The organism is Enterovibrio coralii (assembly GCF_001559595.1).
GTDB lineage: Bacteria > Pseudomonadota > Gammaproteobacteria > Enterobacterales > Vibrionaceae > Enterovibrio > Enterovibrio coralii.
Genome location: NZ_LNTY01000026.1, coordinates 12,145 through 29,373, shown reverse-complemented (window position 1 = coordinate 29,373; position 17,229 = coordinate 12,145). Strand labels below are relative to the sequence as shown.

The 17,229-nt window shown below is 47.5% G+C and carries 13 protein-coding genes and 1 pseudogene; 8 read left to right on the top strand and 6 right to left on the bottom strand.

The genetic code is table 11. The features are described from left to right. Positions 1-13: 13 nt before the first annotated feature. The 3 genes and pseudogenes from ATN88_RS08565 to ATN88_RS08555 all read left to right on the top strand — a co-directional run bounded on the left by ATN88_RS08565 (position 14) and on the right by ATN88_RS08555 (position 2,279). Positions 14-664, top strand: a complete 651-nt coding sequence (locus tag ATN88_RS08565) for a response regulator (protein WP_067414205.1) — start codon at positions 14-16, stop codon at positions 662-664. A gap of 149 nt (positions 665-813) precedes the next feature. Next, on the top strand, positions 814-1,503 hold the full coding sequence (locus ATN88_RS08560; protein WP_067414202.1) for a hypothetical protein: 690 nt from the start codon (positions 814-816) through the stop codon (positions 1,501-1,503). 36 nt (positions 1,504-1,539) lie between these two features. Then, a pseudogene (locus ATN88_RS08555) lies at positions 1,540-2,279 on the top strand (SDR family NAD(P)-dependent oxidoreductase). A gap of 58 nt (positions 2,280-2,337) precedes the next feature. On the opposite strand, the gene ATN88_RS08550 reads toward ATN88_RS08555, so the two are convergent. Together ATN88_RS08550 and ATN88_RS08545 are read right to left on the bottom strand one after the other, a co-directional pair. Beyond that, a complete protein-coding gene (locus ATN88_RS08550; RefSeq protein ID WP_067414199.1) occupies positions 2,338-4,419 on the bottom strand; it encodes a VIT and vWA domain-containing protein in 2,082 nt (693 codons plus the stop codon). Between the two features lie 132 nt (positions 4,420-4,551). Then, entirely contained in the window at positions 4,552-5,310 is a 759-nt protein-coding gene (locus ATN88_RS08545) for a helix-turn-helix domain-containing protein (protein ID WP_067414195.1), read from the bottom strand. 530 nt (positions 5,311-5,840) lie between these two features. Between ATN88_RS08545 and ATN88_RS08540 the strand changes: the two genes are divergently transcribed. The 4 genes from ATN88_RS08540 to ATN88_RS08525 all read left to right on the top strand — a co-directional run bounded on the left by ATN88_RS08540 (position 5,841) and on the right by ATN88_RS08525 (position 11,169). Continuing rightward, positions 5,841-7,451: a calcium-binding protein gene (locus ATN88_RS08540; protein ID WP_067414191.1), complete on the top strand. Its 1,611-nt coding sequence runs from the start codon at positions 5,841-5,843 to the stop codon at positions 7,449-7,451. Between the two features lie 204 nt (positions 7,452-7,655). After that, positions 7,656-9,218: an amidase gene (locus tag ATN88_RS08535; protein ID WP_067414237.1), complete on the top strand. Its 1,563-nt coding sequence runs from the start codon at positions 7,656-7,658 to the stop codon at positions 9,216-9,218. 3 nt (positions 9,219-9,221) lie between these two features. Next, positions 9,222-10,220: an AraC family transcriptional regulator gene (locus ATN88_RS08530; protein WP_067414188.1), complete on the top strand. Its 999-nt coding sequence runs from the start codon at positions 9,222-9,224 to the stop codon at positions 10,218-10,220. Positions 10,221-10,449: 229 nt separating this feature from the next. Next, complete coding sequence (locus ATN88_RS08525; protein WP_067414185.1) at positions 10,450-11,169, top strand: hypothetical protein; 720 nt, start codon at positions 10,450-10,452, stop codon at positions 11,167-11,169. A 211-nt stretch (positions 11,170-11,380) separates the two neighbouring features. Here the strand turns inward: ATN88_RS08525 and ATN88_RS08520 are convergent, their stop codons facing one another. Continuing rightward, positions 11,381-12,424, bottom strand: a complete 1,044-nt coding sequence (locus ATN88_RS08520; protein ID WP_067414180.1) for a GMP reductase — start codon at positions 12,422-12,424, stop codon at positions 11,381-11,383. A gap of 395 nt (positions 12,425-12,819) precedes the next feature. Continuing rightward, the gene (locus tag ATN88_RS08515; RefSeq protein WP_067414176.1) at positions 12,820-14,526 is read right to left on the bottom strand and encodes a chitinase; all 1,707 of its coding nucleotides are present in this window, start codon (positions 14,524-14,526) and stop codon (positions 12,820-12,822) included. 437 nt (positions 14,527-14,963) lie between these two features. On the opposite strand from ATN88_RS08515, the gene ATN88_RS08510 reads away from it, so the two are divergent. Further along, on the top strand, positions 14,964-15,665 hold the full coding sequence (locus ATN88_RS08510; RefSeq protein ID WP_067414173.1) for a DNA alkylation repair protein: 702 nt from the start codon (positions 14,964-14,966) through the stop codon (positions 15,663-15,665). A gap of 13 nt (positions 15,666-15,678) precedes the next feature. Here the strand turns inward: ATN88_RS08510 and ATN88_RS08505 are convergent, their stop codons facing one another. Next, entirely contained in the window at positions 15,679-15,912 is a 234-nt protein-coding gene (locus tag ATN88_RS08505; protein WP_067414170.1) for a hypothetical protein, read from the bottom strand. Between the two features lie 165 nt (positions 15,913-16,077). Continuing rightward, a complete protein-coding gene (nspC, locus tag ATN88_RS08500; RefSeq protein WP_067414166.1) occupies positions 16,078-17,211 on the bottom strand; it encodes a carboxynorspermidine decarboxylase in 1,134 nt (377 codons plus the stop codon). Positions 17,212-17,229 lie beyond the last annotated feature (18 nt).

The following is a 17,229-nucleotide window of genomic DNA, read 5'->3' as shown; positions in this document are numbered from 1 at the left end:
AAGGAGAACTTCCATGACTACGCTACTGCTCGCAGACGATCATGTCTTGCTCCAAGATGGCCTGATGGAAAGGCTATCAAGACAACCGCAGTTCGAGATTCTTGGTGCAGCCAATGATGGTGAAGCGGCCATCAAACAGGCTCTCTCATTGAAGCCTGACATCGTACTCACTGACATCACAATGCCGAACAAAACGGGCTTGGACGTGCTCAACGAACTGCGAGAAAAAGCCCCTGAGATAAAAGTCGTGATTCTTAGCATGCACAACAACAAGGAATATGTGCTCGCTGCAATGCGCGGTGGCGCGAAAGGATATGTGCTTAAAGACGTTTCGTCACAAGAGTTGGTGCAAGCTCTCGACGTGATTGCTGGCGGCGGCACCTACTTCAGTGCAGGCGTGTCGGAAACGCTGATGGAAAGCATGACGGACTTAACCAAGCCCGACAGCGACGACACGACGCCCACGCCTCGTGAAAAAGATGTTCTGGTGCTGATTGCCAACGGCGCGTGCAACAAAACCATCGCGCGCGAGCTAAATATCAGCGTGAGAACGGTCGAAACACACAGACTTCGCGTTAAGAAAAAGCTTGGCGTGACGTCCACGGCAGGCCTTGTGAAATATGCCATGGAGCAAGGCTGGGTAGAGCAAGACAGCGATACATAGCGCTCCAATCCATAATTCTACATTATTTTCGCCGTTAGGATAACTAACAGAATTATCAGAACTTTTTTTGATAACTTTGAGGTCGTCGAGCGATTTTTGTACCAATTCCGGTAGAGTATCACCAACTCATCTAGGCGGAGAATCTAACCGTGCATCAGGAGCAATTCCCTATACCCCAGCTTCCCTCTTTGGAGTTCAGAGGAATTTCTTTTCAGGCGTTGAACAGCAACGTTCCTGATTTTGTTTCGACTGCACGTTGGAAAGCCCGACTCGCTATATCCATTGCCTTTCTGATGTTTGCCGCGTCCACAGGTCTCGTTTGTTATTCCTTCGGCTTAGTGGATGACATCTTTTTCGTCGCGACATTAACGCTCACTTTGCTGCTCTATTTGATGACCATGCCCATGCTGACGCGCTCTTATGTCGAATCGCCCCGCGTGCAAGATAAGCTCAAGGTCAATCGCCAAAAATATTATTTAAAAGCACTGTCTACCACACCACTCGATGTGCGCGCACAAGTATCGACCCGCATTTGGGATGCGCTAAGAAGTGACGAGTGGATGGATTGCATCAGCTATGCAAACACGCTCGATCGCCCTAGAACCGTGCATTGTTGCCAGCAAATCGGAAAAATCGCGTCCGATTTAACATCAAATGACTCAGACAGATTCTGCGATGCTATGCTTAAAGTGATGAATAATCAAAGAGGTAGCGTGAGGTACTTTTTTGATATTCTGATTATGCTTGGCGAGCAGCAATATCAAGACGAACACGAAGAAAACAAAAAGGTTCGCAGCACTCAAAGACTGATGCTGGACGATATTTTTATGCATCGTTAAACGCCAAGTTACCCCCTATGTTCAGCCGGAGCACACATGAAAATTGTTCTTGTGACCGGAGGCAGCAGCGGTATTGGCCTTCAAACAGTACTTGCGTTTCAACAAGCGGGTTATCGCGTTATCACCTGTTCTCGTGACGAGAACAAATGGAACCAAGCCCTCGCTACTCACCCTGAACTTTCTGCCGTCGATTATCTTCCGGTTGATCTTAAAGACGTTCATCAAGCCGATCGTTTCTTTGGATACATCCGAGAGAGCTACGGACACCTCGATATCGCGATAAATAACGCCTCCCCAAAACTGGAATCGCGCGGAGAGTTTTCCTCCGTACCCATTGATGCGTTATACAGCACCATGGTCACCGACTTTTGGATTCACACGTTGTGCCTGCGCTACGAGCTAAACTTGATGCCTGCTGGCAGTGCCATCGTGAATTTAAGCTCAGTCAATGGCATTCGCCCAACACCCAATGCTGCGATGTATCTGCCGCAAAACATGGCATCGAAGGATTAACCCGCTCTGTGGCGGTGGAGGCCATTCGCAAAGGTATCCGCGTCAATGCCATCGCGCCTGGCGTGACATGGACGCCTCGTTGGGAGCAACAACAAGCAGAGCTCAATATCAACTTGAGAGAAACCGTCGCTAAGCAAGTACCAAACGGCCGCTTCGCTTCACCAGAAGAAGTCGCTAACGCCATTTTTTGGCTTTCCTCAGAGCAATCGAGTTACATTGTCGGTCACACGCTAGTCATGGATGGTGGACTCAGTTTAAGTTAACCGAAAAAGGCCGCGATACGCGGCCTTTGTTCTACCTTCGCGTTGTGGGGCTAACACCTTACTCGGCTTTCACCGCCGCTTTTCTTGCTATTACCATCGCGCCCAACATCAGCATCACGATACCACCCATACTGCCCCCACTGCTGCCTCCGCTTGAATGCGTCGGTGCAGGCTGCGTAAACATTGGCTTTTGCGTATCCACACGATTCGAGGTCACTTTGTCACTCTGACGCTGCGCTCTCGCATTTTGCTCAAGTTCCACACGCGCTTTATTGTTTCGGTCAATACCTAATTGCGTGAACACATCCTCTTCAACCACCAGCAAGGAGGTATAGTCTGTCAATAAGCCATACTCCAACGCGATGTCTTCAATGGCAGATTCAATGTCGCTGTCCTTTTGCTCGAAGTAGTCCATTTCCGCTTCAAGATCGTTAATCGCAGACAATGCCCACATTCGCTCAAGCTCCGGATTTTGGGTTGCTGAGTCCGGCAATACAACCTCTGTTGTGTACTTACGCGTCTCTCCGTCAACGTCCATAGACAAGGTAAGTGTCGCTTTACCTGGTTTGAAGTAGTGACCAAACACAACCAGTTGTTCTCCGCGGTAGAGCGAACTGATGTCACGAGGTGTTAAATCTTTCACTTTCACACCGTCAATTTCTAGTGCGATATCCCGATAAGCTTGGTGCGTCAGCTTGCTCGAAATATTAAGCAAGTGACCGATAATATCGTCCGAGTTCGACACCGAGGTCGCAACGCCATTCGACACTTTTGTCATTGGTACCAACAGCGGAGTGTTTGCGCTGTTTCCCATGATGAAGGTGAACAGGCGTACATCGTACTTTTCCATCATTGCGAGAAACTTACGCTTTTCTGTCACGCCAACATTCGCCACGCCATCTGTCACCAAAACAATGCCTGTTGGTCTGTCTTGGTCGAGCTTTCTCAATGCTGCCTGCATGCCTTCGTAGAGATTCGTGCCGTTGTCAGGCTGCGTATTCTCCACAGCAGACAATGCTCGGTTCACGTTCTCTTTGTTCGCAGCAACAAAACCATTCGTCAGGTCATAGGTGCTGTCATCAAACATCACCACACGAAAGCGGTCTTGCTGTGGGAGCTTCTCCAGTCCTTGTCGCACACCGTCCACCAGAGTGCTGTATTTCCCTGACATAGAACCTGATTTGTCCAGAATAAACACCCAGTCTCGACCTTGTGTAACTGGTAGAAGATCGTCCCCCGATGTAAATGTCAGTTTCACGGTGCCTTTATTAGACGTTGCAGGGTCGCGGTATGCCACCATATCGAGGCGACCAGGAAGGCCATCTTGCAAACGCCAATAGAACACGATGTCTTTGTCCAATCGAGCAACTGGGGTTACGGATTGCCCTGACGTGCCCTCGTCTTCATCAACGGAAGACGCTTGATGGTTTGACAGCAAGGCATGCCACTGAACATGTTCACCGTCTGGCGTTTCAGTGATGACGGCACTGGGGTGCGCTGGCAGCCTTACACCATCGACTGGATAGCCTGAGCGAAGCGTTACGTTGAATGAAAACGCTTGTTCAACCGCATCGTTTCTTGTCCAAAAACTGTTTCGTTGTTCATCCACACCGCCCTCTTCCATTGGGTAAACGTATCGACCGATACCATGGTCGGTGAGCGCATCTTGCAGATACACCAATTTCACTTTCACGCTCTGGTTTGGTTGAACCGGAAAGACACGCATCTCGAAGGTTTTAAAATCGTCTTTCTCGGTAATTGCTGTCGCGTTGCCTTGCGATTTTTGTTCTTCGTAGATTTTACGCGCTTCTTTCTTTTTCACCGCTTCGGCAATCACCGGTGTGCCGTCTATCCAATAGATAAACTCCCCCACGACGGCATCTTTGGGCACAGGAAAGGAGTAATGGGCTTCAAGCGCGGTATCGTTCGGGTTATAGAACGTTTGCTCGATGGACGTTGTGGCGTAGCCATCTTCGATGACCACATCCACATCATGTGTCTGGATAGAGAGGTCTTGATAGTTGCTATTGATAGGCTTCAACAAGCCGCTCGCATGAGCGCGTGGCAGAAACACGCTGATCAGTAACACCATCAGCAAAAGGAATATAGCGTAGAAACGATGTGAGGGATTGAAGTTCATGTGGTGCCTCCTATGCGTTACGTAATAAGAGCATCTGGCTCTATGACGCAAAGCTTGCAACAAGGCATGAGGCAGCAAAAGTGCGGAGAAAAAAGTGGCGTATCTTGATACGCCACGTCATGTATGTTGAGACTATTGCACGGTGTGCGCGTCGTTTTCCTCTTCAAACTCATCAAAGAGAGGAAAGGTCCAGCGGCGCATGGCGATCACCATCGAGGTGCCGTGTCGCTGCTGCATGGTAAGGTCGCTGTCGCTGTTACAGGCATCGTAAAACTCTGCCACCAAGCGTTGAATTTTCTGTTGAAACTTGTGGTTTGAAGGCAAAGACATCAAACCTGTCGACATCACAAGCTTTTCATCATCCCCCGAAAAATGGGTTTTGAAGAAGGTGCGAATCACTTGCTGTTGGAAAAACTGCTGAATGGGACCACCAGCAATCCAGTGAAAAGACGGTGAGATTTTCAGTTTGATGCGATTACCGGGCTGCAACTCAATCACATTCAAGCGGTCAAGGTGCGCCAGTTTTTGAATGAGCATATGTTCAGAGAGATTATACTGCGCCAAGATTTGCTCGAATTTGTAGCCATTGGTGATACAAACCGCCACCAGAAGCAGTGCTTTATCCGCCACCAATTCTTCTTCCTGCTGGCGCGTGAGCTGAGTTAAATGCTTGGTGTTTTCTGATGCGAGCTTAAACAGTTCTGCCATCTCCAGCCCTATCGCTTCACAGATGGCAGACAGGCGTTCAAGACTAATGCTGCCGCCGTTCGCAAACAGACGTTTGACTGAGCCTTCACTGAGGTCGAGTACCTTCGCAATGTCCTGATACTGCAAGCCTCTCTGCTTAAGCTGTTGTTTTAATGTTTGTATGAGCTGTTCACATTCCGCCATGCGCTCTCCCTGATACGCCAACCTTACATTCTCGGTTTCACATTCACGCTAGATTGAACGTTAACGCGAAACACACCGCAATGCCAAAGAGAATGCGGTTTATGTTGAGAGCCTCGATGTCTCACGAACTTAACAGCAGCATTTCTTTTCTCACGTTGAAACGCAATGAATATCGCTAATCCAGTGCGTGAATCACCATTTCATTCCATTTTCATACTCACGGCATTCGCGGGGTTTGATTGCTCATTGTGTTAAAGCATTAAGCCGCCCAAAGAAAAACGCAGAAATCCTCAACCATTACCCACAACTGGTGAAGGGAAATCAGTCCCCCTTCATCAACCCCAAACGGCAAGAAAGCACTTGTCATACTTTTTCCGCACCCAGTTTTAGCTTCCGCTTATATAGGGAATGGCCAGCGTCAGCTCTGAGACAAGACCGTGAATAGCCCACTGTCATAGTTGGGTCTCAATTTTTAGCGCGCTCATCCGGTTTTTGGCGTGTTTAGGTCAGCAAGGACAAGGGACATAACAATGGCAAATGTAATTCACGGAACAAACGGCAACGACATCTTAATTGGGACGCCAGGGATGGATGAGATTTATGGCTATGATGGTGACGACTTTATTCAGGCCGATGGTGACGTTGATTTCGCAGATGGCGGTGCAGGAAACGACACCGTTATTGGCGGAGACCATGACGACGAACTTCGGGGTGGCGAAGGCGACGACCATTTGCGCGGCGGTTTTGGCAACGACACCCTCTACGGTGACGAGGGTAACGACCGCTTAGAAGGCGGCATTGGTATCGACTTACTGTATGGCGGTATCGGCGACGACATATTATTCGGCCAAGATGGCAATGACACCCTCTACGGTGGCGCGGGTTTTGACCGTCTTATTGGCGGCAATGGCATCGATTACCTTTATGGCGGTCTGGGTAATGACATTCTGTTTGGTGATGAAGGCAATGACCGCTTAGAAGGCGGTGATGGCAACGACATCCTCTGGGGCGGAAACGGAAACGATAAACAAATCGGTGATGCCGGCGACGACTACCTTTGGGGTGAAGCAGGAAACGATCTCCAATACGGCGGCACGGGCAATGACACATTGCTAGGGGGCGACGGCAACGACCGCATGTTTGGAGAAGACGGTAATGACACCCTCTTTGGTCAGGCTGGCAACGATTATATGCATGGTGGAGCCGGTAACGATCTGTTGGAAGGCTTCACGGGGGATGATCACCTGATTGGCGGCGACGGGAACGACGATCTTTGGGCTGGTGATGACAATGACACCGTTGAAGGCGGCAATGGTGACGACATCATTGCCGGAGAAAACGGCGATGACATGCTGCTGGGTGGAAACGGGAATGATGACATTAAAGGTGGTAATGGCAATGACATCATCAAAGGCGGCGCGGGCGAAGACCATATTGTCGGCGGAACGGGTAATGACGGCATCTGGGGTGGCGATGGTGACGACTTCATTCTAGGTGGACTAGGCAACGATTATGGTGACGGTGGTGATGGTGATGACTATTTCCACGGTGGGTCAGGCAATGACAATTTCGGCGGTGCACGTGGTGATGACCATATTGCTGGCGGCTATGGCGATGACACGTTAAGAGGCAGTCATGGTGACGATGATATCTTTGGCGGCCTAGGCAACGACAACATTAGCGGTAATGAAGGCAACGATACAATCAATGGCGGTCACGGCAATGATGTTGCTCGCGGCGGCGAAGGGAATGATGTCGTCAGTGGCGGCACGGGAAATGACACACTCTGGGGTGGTGAAGGTCATGACCATGTCATTGGCGGCATTGGCAATGACAAAATTGGCGGACAAGATGGCAATGATCGTATCGTGGGAAACAACGGCAATGACTATCTCATTGGCGGCACAGGTAAAGATGTGTTTGTGTTCCGTGACCACGACGGTCAGGACATCATTCAAGACTTTAATCGACATCAAGACACTCTGGAGATAGACAGTTCTCTGGTATCAAACATCAATCAGATCAACGCAAAACAAGTCGGTGCAGCGACCGTGCTGACGTTTAAGGGAGACAACACCACCATCACCCTCAAACAGTTTGATGCGGACCATGTCACTACCGACATTTTTGATTTTGTATAACGCATTAAATAGAACTTCACTGCGCGGCTCAGCAGGGCCGCGCTTTGTCGACACAGAATAAACTCACAACCTCATATCCCCACCCTTCGCCGTAACATCACGCTTTGCGAGTCACGACCAATTTTGGCGTAAAATGTATGGTGATTGGCAGCAGCTATCATTTATGACACCGTGTTTTTCAATACACTATCTCCATGCCCACAGATGGAGGTAACTAACTTGAAAAGAAGAGATTTCTTTAAAGCATTAGGTGCAAGCGCAGCATCAGCCGCAGTGCTCACATCACCACTCGTCAAAGCCGACCCAAAGAAGAGCTTGGCTACAAGTGTTTTATCTCCAGAAGCACCGCTGGACGGCATTGCAATGGCAGAACTTGTTCGTGCGAAGAAGGTTTCGCCAAAAGAACTGGTTCAAGAAGCCATCTATAAAATCCAAAAAACGAACCATCAAGTGAATACGGTTGTTGCAACCTGTTTTGATGAAGCACTCCGGCGAGCAGAGACCATTAACGTCAACTCGCCGTTTGCAGGTGTGCCATTTCTCGTGAAAGACTGCGTCGATGTAAAAGGCGTGGAAAGCACGAACGGTTCAGTTTTGAACAAGGGCAGAAAACCCGAGAAAACCTCTTGGTTCGTTCGCGCTTCTGAAAACGCAGGCCTCATCAATATCGGTATGAGCAATATTCCGGAAATGATGACCCTGGGTTGCACGCAAAACCCGCTTTATGGCGCGACAAGAAACCCTTGGAATTTAAGCAAGAGTGTTCACGCATCCACCGGTGGCGGTGCTGCAGCCGTCGCCGCTGGGTATGTCCCGCTTATTCACTCTACCGATGGTGGCGGTTCATCACGCATGCCGGCCTCGGCCTGTGGCATTTTTGGTTTTAAACCGAGCCGTGATCAACTCATCACCGGCCTTGCTAATGGTTCGACAAAAGAAGATTTCACACACCAATCCTTTATGTCTCGCTCAGTCAGGGACACGGCACTTGCAGTATCGCTGACGGAAAATCACACCAAAGATGGATTTGATACCCCGTTTGCCAGAACGGCAACCGGTTTTGTGACTGAGCCGCTTCGTCGAAAACTCAGAATAGCCGTCACCCTCGAAGATGTTTTTGGTGCCAAGCCAGACACCGAAACCCGTAAGGCTTTCTATTCCACGGTCAAACTACTTAACGACCTAGGCCATGACGTGGTTGAAGTCAGACACCCAGTCAATGACAGCGCGTCATTTTATTGGGACTACATGGGTGTATTTGGCAATAAAATGGCAGCGTTTGCAGACATGTTTGATGGCATGGGAAAACCGCTAGAGTCAATGCCAGACAAAGTCAGTGATAGCGTCACTTACCTGGCGAGAGAAATGCAGAAGCGTGTTAAAGCCAACCCAAACCTTTATCCCGACTCGGTGGCAAAGTGTCACGCATTTGCACTCAAACATAACCGAGCGTTTTTTGAAAACATCGACATTTGGTTAACGCCAGTGTGCTCAATGATTGCACCCGATTTAGCCTATTTCGACCAAAAGAAAAACAGTGGCGCGACGATTTGGGAGCGTTCTGAAAAACTCATGTCATACACCCCAGTGGAAAATGTGGCCGGTAACCCCGCCATGTCTGTCCCGCTATATTGGACGCCCGACAGGATACCTGTTGGTAGCCATTTTTCAGCAGCTCGTGGGAATGATAGGTTATTGTTTGAGTTGGCATATCAACTTGAACAAGCCCGACCTTGGGCACACAAAAAAGCACCGATTCATGTGTAAGCGATGATAACTACCGAAAAGTCATTTCCTATCTTGCCGTCATATTGGTATCGGGCACTCTCGCCCGATACTTTTGCGGGTTCTGAGTCACCAACGGCATCAGACCAAAAGGTGTCTCTTCGCGATTTAGAAACCTATATTGCTGAGAGCTACGAAAAAGCACAGAGCTTCTCACCTCTTTTTGACGCGGCGAACGCCATTCCTTTGCTGGATTTGGGTGCGGTAGCTGTCGCTTTTCAATCTGCGCCAACGTTACAAGACGCACTCGCGACGCTGGAGCGTGGCTTCTCGCTCATCAACCCCATGTTGAAACTGCACTTTGCACAACAAACCAATGGAGATGCGGAACTGTGGTTTTTGGATCATGAAGATGTCGAGGCTCAAGGCAATATATCGGCAGTCAGCCAAGTGTATTTTTTTGCCCTGATCATCCGATTGGTCAGAGAAGCACTCGGTGATGACTCACTGCCTTTTGAGCTCGGCATTATGCAGTTTCAAGTGGGCGAAAAAGCCATTGCGGAACTCGCGAGCCTTTCTAACTGCAACATCACCAAAGGTCACCCTGTCCGCCGCCTGTTTATCCCTGGCTCGTTGCTACAAAGAGCAAACAGGTATGCAAACCCAGCTATGTATCACGCCATGACGGTATTGGTTGAAAGTGAGTTAACCCGCACAAAGGAAGATCTGGTATCACAACGGGTTGTTGAGCAAATGCCGGCATTGCCCGTTGAGCAACTTTCATTACCGAACATCGCAAAACACCTAAACATGAGCGAGCGTTCGCTATCTCGAAAGTTAGGGGCAGAAGGCGTAACGTTCAAACAACTGGTAGAACAATTTAAGAAACAAATAGCCCTTGAGCTTTTGTTGAGCGGGAATGAGAGCGTCACGGCAGTTGCTTTTCAACTGGGTTACTCCGACCCAAGTGCTTTCAGCCGCGCATTTAGACGCTGGACAGGACACAACCCTGCTTCGGTCATGCCGAAATTAAAAGTATACTAGTAGTGATTGAGCTAATGGCACCTAAAGACAACATCTTAAACTGAAATAATTTATTGCTTTCAATTCGCTCCATCTAGTATAAGGCGTTAGACAAGTAACTTTTACATTTACCTGTTGCACTAAATATATAAATTAATTTCTCCCACATAAAAATAATTAGAATTCTAATTTAATTTTTATTAAGTAAATTTCAACATTCTCTCTAGACACATAATGGAATAACTTGCAAATGAAGAATTACATTTTTGCTTTTTGTATTTCAGTTCTATTAACTGGCTGTGCCACTACAGAAAACATAAAGGTCAGCAGATCTTACGATGGCGCAACAGTTGCAATCGTAAACATGCTGGATACTCAAGCGACTGCCATACTAATTGGAACAACAATATTTCAAAACGCTCAAGCCAAGTTGAGTTTACCAAATCATGATGTAGTAGATTTAACCACATCAATTACCACTAATTCCTTAGAAAAAACTGGTCGGTACCGTGTTATCGAAGTAAAAGACAAATCCATACTAGGTCGAATGAAGAATGTTGATAATTTATTCAACACCCCGGTTTGGGATATAAGCTCACAGAAAGAGTTAGTTTCGGATGTTGGGAACGAACTAAGTGCTGACATCATTATAGTTATTAAAGATGTATATACAGACGATTTTATATATGGCACATCCGCGGTCTTAGAAGGCTATGGACTTTTTAATAGATCGATGTTGGGTATCGAAAAGACCTCGATCTACTCTTCTCTACAACTAATCGTTTTAGATGGTAACACTGGAGAGGAAATTGCATATACGTCTGAGCGAATTGCCACCCCACTCGCGTCAGACTACGATTTCGAGATGCTCGAAAACGATAACGTCACTCTAGATCTAATTGGGCATGTTGTTGAGGGACAACTGATTGAACTGAACACGGATGCAGTTCGTGTCCTAGGGTTCAACTAATTAGATAAACATACATAAGACTCTGAAATAAATAGCAAATTAATCAGTTGGCTTCAGCTTTGAATTCTATCCTCTTTCACTTTTCACAAAGCCTCGATGTTTTAACATAAAGAGTTTTGCTTATAAAAAAACGCCACCCAAAGGTGGCGTTTTTTTCATGTTGAAACAACCAACTTATGGTTGTTTCAACATTTCAAATTCTCGTAAAGACTTATTCTTTACCGAACACGTTGTTCTCTTGCTCTTGAACGCGGATAAACGTTGTACGCTTAGTCAGTTCTTTCAGCTTCGCTGCGCCAACGTAAGTACAAGTAGAACGAACGCCGCCCAGGATGTCAGCAATGGTGTTGTGAACAGTGCCACGGTATGGCAGCAGTACAGTTTTACCTTCAGCCGCACGGTACTTAGCAACACCGCCTGAGTGCTTGTCCATCGCGCTTTGAGAAGACATACCGTAGAACTTCATGAAGGTTTTACCGTCTTGCTCAATCACTTCGCCGCCGCTCTCTTCGTGGCCAGCCAGCATACCGCCAAGCATTACGAAGTCAGCACCGCCACCGAACGCTTTTGCAACGTCACCAGCACATGCACAACCACCGTCACCGATGATACGACCGCCCAGACCATGCGCTGCATCAGCACACTCGATGATTGCAGACAGTTGTGGGTAACCAACACCAGTCTTAACGCGAGTAGTACATACAGAACCAGGACCGATACCTACTTTAACGATGTCCGCACCAGCCAGGATCAGCTCTTCAACCATGTCACCAGTAACAACGTTACCTGCGCTGATTACTTTGTCTGGGAATGCTGCACGTACTTTTTCTACGTACTCAACCAGGTGCTCAGAGTAACCGTTAGCAATATCGATACAGATGAAGATCAGTTCATCAGACAGTGCCATGATTTGTTGGGTCTTCACGAAGTCAGCTTCTGAAGTACCGGTAGAAACCATTACATTGTTCAGAACGTTAGCTTCAGACTCAGCTACAAACGCCGCCCAGTCTTCAACTGTGTAGTGCTTGTGAATAGCAGTCATACAACCGTTTTCAGCCAGTGCTTTCGCCATATTGAAAGAACCTACTGAATCCATGTTTGCTGCGATAACAGGAACACCAGACCATTGACGACCGCTGTGTTTAAATGTAAACTCGCGGGTTAATTCAACTTGAGAACGGCTTTTTAGGTTAGAACGTTTCGGGCGAAACAGTACATCTTTGAAACCCAACTTCAAGTCTTGTTCGATACGCATGTGTCTTTTCCTTTCAATATAAGACGTTGCCCTATTCGGACATTGCTCATGAGCGTAGCTGCTGGCAGGCAGCTTAAAAGTTCACCAATGAGCAGGCACAAAAAAACCGGAGCGTTGGCAGACGCTCCGGTTTTCAGCATTATAGGAACAGAAATTTTATTAACAAGACTGATATTCAAAATTTTTTTGTGATACCTTTAGTCAGAATACATCCTCGAAAAACCGTTTTTCTCCCTCATTTCGCTTACATCAAAAACCTTCAACCTATTGTTTTAATTGAATATAAATCAAAAAACTCTCACCCTAAAACCAGTTTTCTTTCTTCAAAATCGCTCTTTTTCATCAGATAAAAGAAAAGGCCGCGATAAATCGCGACCTTTTTAACGAAAATTTTCTTAGATTATTTGCCAAGGGCCCCAAGCACCGCTCGCTGTTGGGCCATCACCTTGCGTCCAATATTTGGCCTGATACGTCACACCATCAATAATTACCTGATCACCACCTTGATACGCGGCTGTTGCATCCCATGTTGAATTACCTGGGACTGGGTCCGGCGTTGGTTCAGGAGTTGGATCTGGCGTCGGGGTTGGTGTCGGCTCAGGATCCGGTGTTGGCGTTGGCTCTGGTGTAGGCTCAGGTGTTGGAGCGGCGGTGCCGCTAACAACCTTCCATGCACCCCACTCACCGGAAGTAACAGGATCTACACCTTGGTTCCAATACTTCGCTTCATAAGTCACACCGTTTACGACAACGCGATCACCAGTGTTGTATACCTTGTTAGCATCCCAAGCATTTGGGTCTACTGGATCTCCGCCTCCCGTATCACCACCGTCAATCTTGTCGACAACACGAACTTCTGGCCAGCCTGCGTGAGAGCCGTAGAAGTTCGCTACACACTTCTCGTAGTCACCTTCAACCAACGCAGAGTAAGCAGTTTGGAAGCCAACGAGCTCACACTCGAATGAGTAACCGCCAGGACGGTCTGCATAGTATTTCCAGTTACCATCCCAGTTGGTGTACAACACATCGGTTGCCCCTTGCAGGTTTAGGCTACCAAATGGCGTTTGCTGCCAACAGGTATTCACTTCATCTGCTTCAATTGGAATATCAAAGTGTGCCGCCAACCCTTCCCAGTAACGGATACGGTTTACTGGCTGACCTTTGTCTTTATTCTGCTCACCACACTCAATACCGCCGTTGATGATATTGATGGTGGTACCAAAGCCATAGCCAATGCCCGCATCTAATTCACGCTGAGAGGGTACCCAAGTGCGGTCGATAACGTGGAGCATTGCAGGTTTTGGTGCTTGTGGCGTTAAGAAGAACCAAATAGCAGAAGCCAAATTCAACCAAGAGTCTGCAACCAAGCCCGGTTCATTCAGCAACTTAGTGGCATCGCCGCCATACATGACTTCAGAGAAAGCACCATAGTTAAAGTGGTAAGAAAGCTGTTTTGCGCCTCGTCCGAAGTAACCCTGACCTGCTGCACATGGCCAACGTTTGTTTTGCCAATCATTTTGACCACAGCCCGTTGTGTAGCCTTCTTGCCCTTCAGACCAGCCCATCTCACGAACGTGCACCAGCGCTTGTTGCCATTCTTCCAAGCCCAATGGGTTATCTGAAACATTGTCGACAGCGATGTGTCCGCCTGTTTCCTGTGCGAAGTGTGCAAATGCAGTGATGATGGATTTCTTACAGATAGCATCGGAGTCGCGGCCGTCTGTGTACTCACCACAGAATGCAGGGAACTTACCAATCGCTTGTAAGAAACGTGTGTAGGTGTATTCAGGTGCCGCCATATTGGTCAGGAAGTCCCAATCCGCGCGCGGGAACACGCGTTCTACACGTTTTACGTTTTCAGGGTTGGTTGCCAAGCCTTCATCAATCGCGTCGACAATGGTGTTCGGGCGCGTTTCTAACGCCTTTGCCCAAATGTCGTACATAGGATTGGTCGTCTGAGCGGCTTCAGCGGCTTGTATCTCTACCCTTGATACAATGTAGCCACCTGCATTCTCAGGATCAGGCTGAGGGTTCATAGTGGTTGCGCCATGCGCTAAGAAGCTCGCGCTAAAAATAGCACTCGCCAGCACCGTCTGTTTCATCGTATATATCCTTATCAATAATGGTTTGATTGTCAGTCTGTTACCGCCAATCGATGCTGCTGTGCTCGTTATGTTTTAATGGGTACGCTAAACGGTAGAAATGATTTGATATCAGTTCAATGAAACCCGTTCATCGTGGGGTGCAAGCAGCGTTAACCACTATAAATGGCAATCGCCCAAGGGATTGAGAGTTATTTCGCAGCGAAATGTAAGAGTGTCTAGCAAGCGTCGAAATTACGAGAAACCTCTTGTTATTGCCATGTTAAAATATGACCAAACGCAAAATATTGAGAATCTATTTCTTTATATACCAGCTAGTTACAAACTTATTAACTAAGCGAACGCTGCTTTTTAATGAAACGTGTTGCTTATCTTGAATTTAAAAAAGCATTCACCACACAAATAAATGCATTGAGCACTAAGGTTGGATTTCGAGAATGACCCAAGCAGAAGCGATTGTTCAAACACTGAAACAAGCCGGCGACAACAAGATCGCCGAACACTCAGGGCGTTTCTTTAAGTCCGGTCAGGGAGAGTATGGCGAAGGGGATCAGTTTCTTGGGATAAGGGTACCCGTTGTCCGCCAATTCGCTAAACAGTTTAAGCGAACCAATTTGCCGACAATCACTGAACTGTTGGCGAGTGAGTGGCATGAAGTCAGGCTACTGGCGTTAGTGATTCTTAGCGAGCAATTTAAAAAAGCAACGCCTGACGAGCAAAAGACGCTATATGACTTCTACCTTTCACACACAGCACGGATCAATAACTGGGATCTCGTAGACTGCTCAGCACACATTATTGTGGGTGGCTATCTCATCAACAAAGACCGAAGCATTCTTTACAGCCTCGCTGAGTCGCCCTCTTTATGGGAACGCAGAATTGCCGTGATGGCGACCTTCCCTTTTATCCGCGCCAATCAATTTGAAGACACATTGAAGCTTTCAGAAAAGCTTCTCGATGATAAGGAAGATTTGATACACAAGATGTGTGGTTGGATGCTAAGGGAGTTGGGGAAAAGAGATGTCGCGTTGCTGAAATCGTTTTTGGACACGCATGTAAAACGTATGCCCCGCACTATGCTGCGCTACGCGATTGAAAAACTGAGCCAAGAAGAGCGGCAAGACTACTTAAAACGTTAGACCGCCTTCTTTCTCACAAGGCTTTAATTTTCTTATCTAGCTCGTAGCCTTCATCTGTTACGAGCTTTTCCAGCACCTCTATGCGTGCTTTCAAAGCATTGATTTCTTTCATCATGCTCTCACGCTCATGCTTTTTATGGTTCGTTTCAAATACGCTCAACGCCGTTTTGTAATCCAAATAACTCTTGATAGTTTTGGTGCCCGCACCTACCGCAATAATGACGATGATAAAGAGAAACACATCCATGCAAACTCACCTGTCCTTGTCTAATTTTCGTACGCTACTTTTATAAAGGATTCCGAGGTCTCGGACAAAGCTGTTCTTACAACTCGCTGACTTGCTTCAAAAAATAAGCGTATAACAACAAAAAAGAGAGCCTTAGCCCTCCCTTTTGTCGCCCCGATTAAGACGCTATTGAACCGACCATTGTGACAAGGTGCGCTTAAAGTCTTGATAATCGAACTCGTTGAGGAGTTGAATGTCGCCATTGCTTCGACGGCAATAGACAGATGGCATTCTCAGGCCATTAAACCAATTGAGCTTCACCATGGTGTAACCCGCACTGTCCATGATGTGAAGGCGTTGCCCAATTTCAAGAGGCTTGTCAAAGCTCGCAACACAGAACTGATCGCCCGCCAAGCAAGAGCAGCTTCCAATGACATAAGTATGCTCTCCCGACTCAACGGCTTCCGCAATTGATGCAGGTTCGTTGTAGATTAACGTATCGAGTCGATGCGCTTCCGTTGCACTGTCAACAATCGCGGTTTTCATCTCGTTCTCAACAACATCGACGACGGTCACAACCAAATCCGTGGTTTGGGTAATAATTGCCTCACCCGGCTCTAAATACAGTTGGACGCCGTGTTTCTCACTGAAGTTTTTCAGAGCTAACGCCAGCTTTTCGATGTCATAACCCGGCCAAGTAAAGAATACGCCGCCCCCCAAACTTACCCACTCCAGTTGGTCGAGGTAGCTGCCAAACTTGTCAGAAATCGCATCAAGTAATCCAATGAATGCATCAACGTCTTTGTTTTCACAGTTCATGTGGAACATGACACCGCTCAAAGAGGCGAAAACCTCAGGGTCAATTTGATCAGAATGAACACCCAATCGCGAAAACTTACGCGCTGGATTCGCCAAGTCTTGCCCGGCATAACTCACACCCGGGTTTAATCTCAGGCCCAGTGACGCTTTACCTTCTACCAAATGGCGATACGCCGTTAGCTGAGATTGGCTATTAAAAATCATTTTGTCGCAGATATCCGCCACTTCGCGCACGTCGTCTTCGCTATAGCCCACACTGTAGGCGTGGGTCTCACCGCCAAAGGTCTCATGCCCCAGTTTTACTTCAAACGGACCGCTGCTGGTTGTTCCATCCAGATACGGCTTGATGATGTCGAACACACCCCATGTCGAAAAACATTTCAACGCCAGCACCAGCTTAACGCCAGATAGTGCTTTAAGTTTTTTTGCCTTTTCGAGGTTTTCGATCAGCTTGTCTTCTTCAATCAGAAAATATGGGGTTTTTAAGTCTGTTGGGATCATGTCAGTTCTCAATTTCCA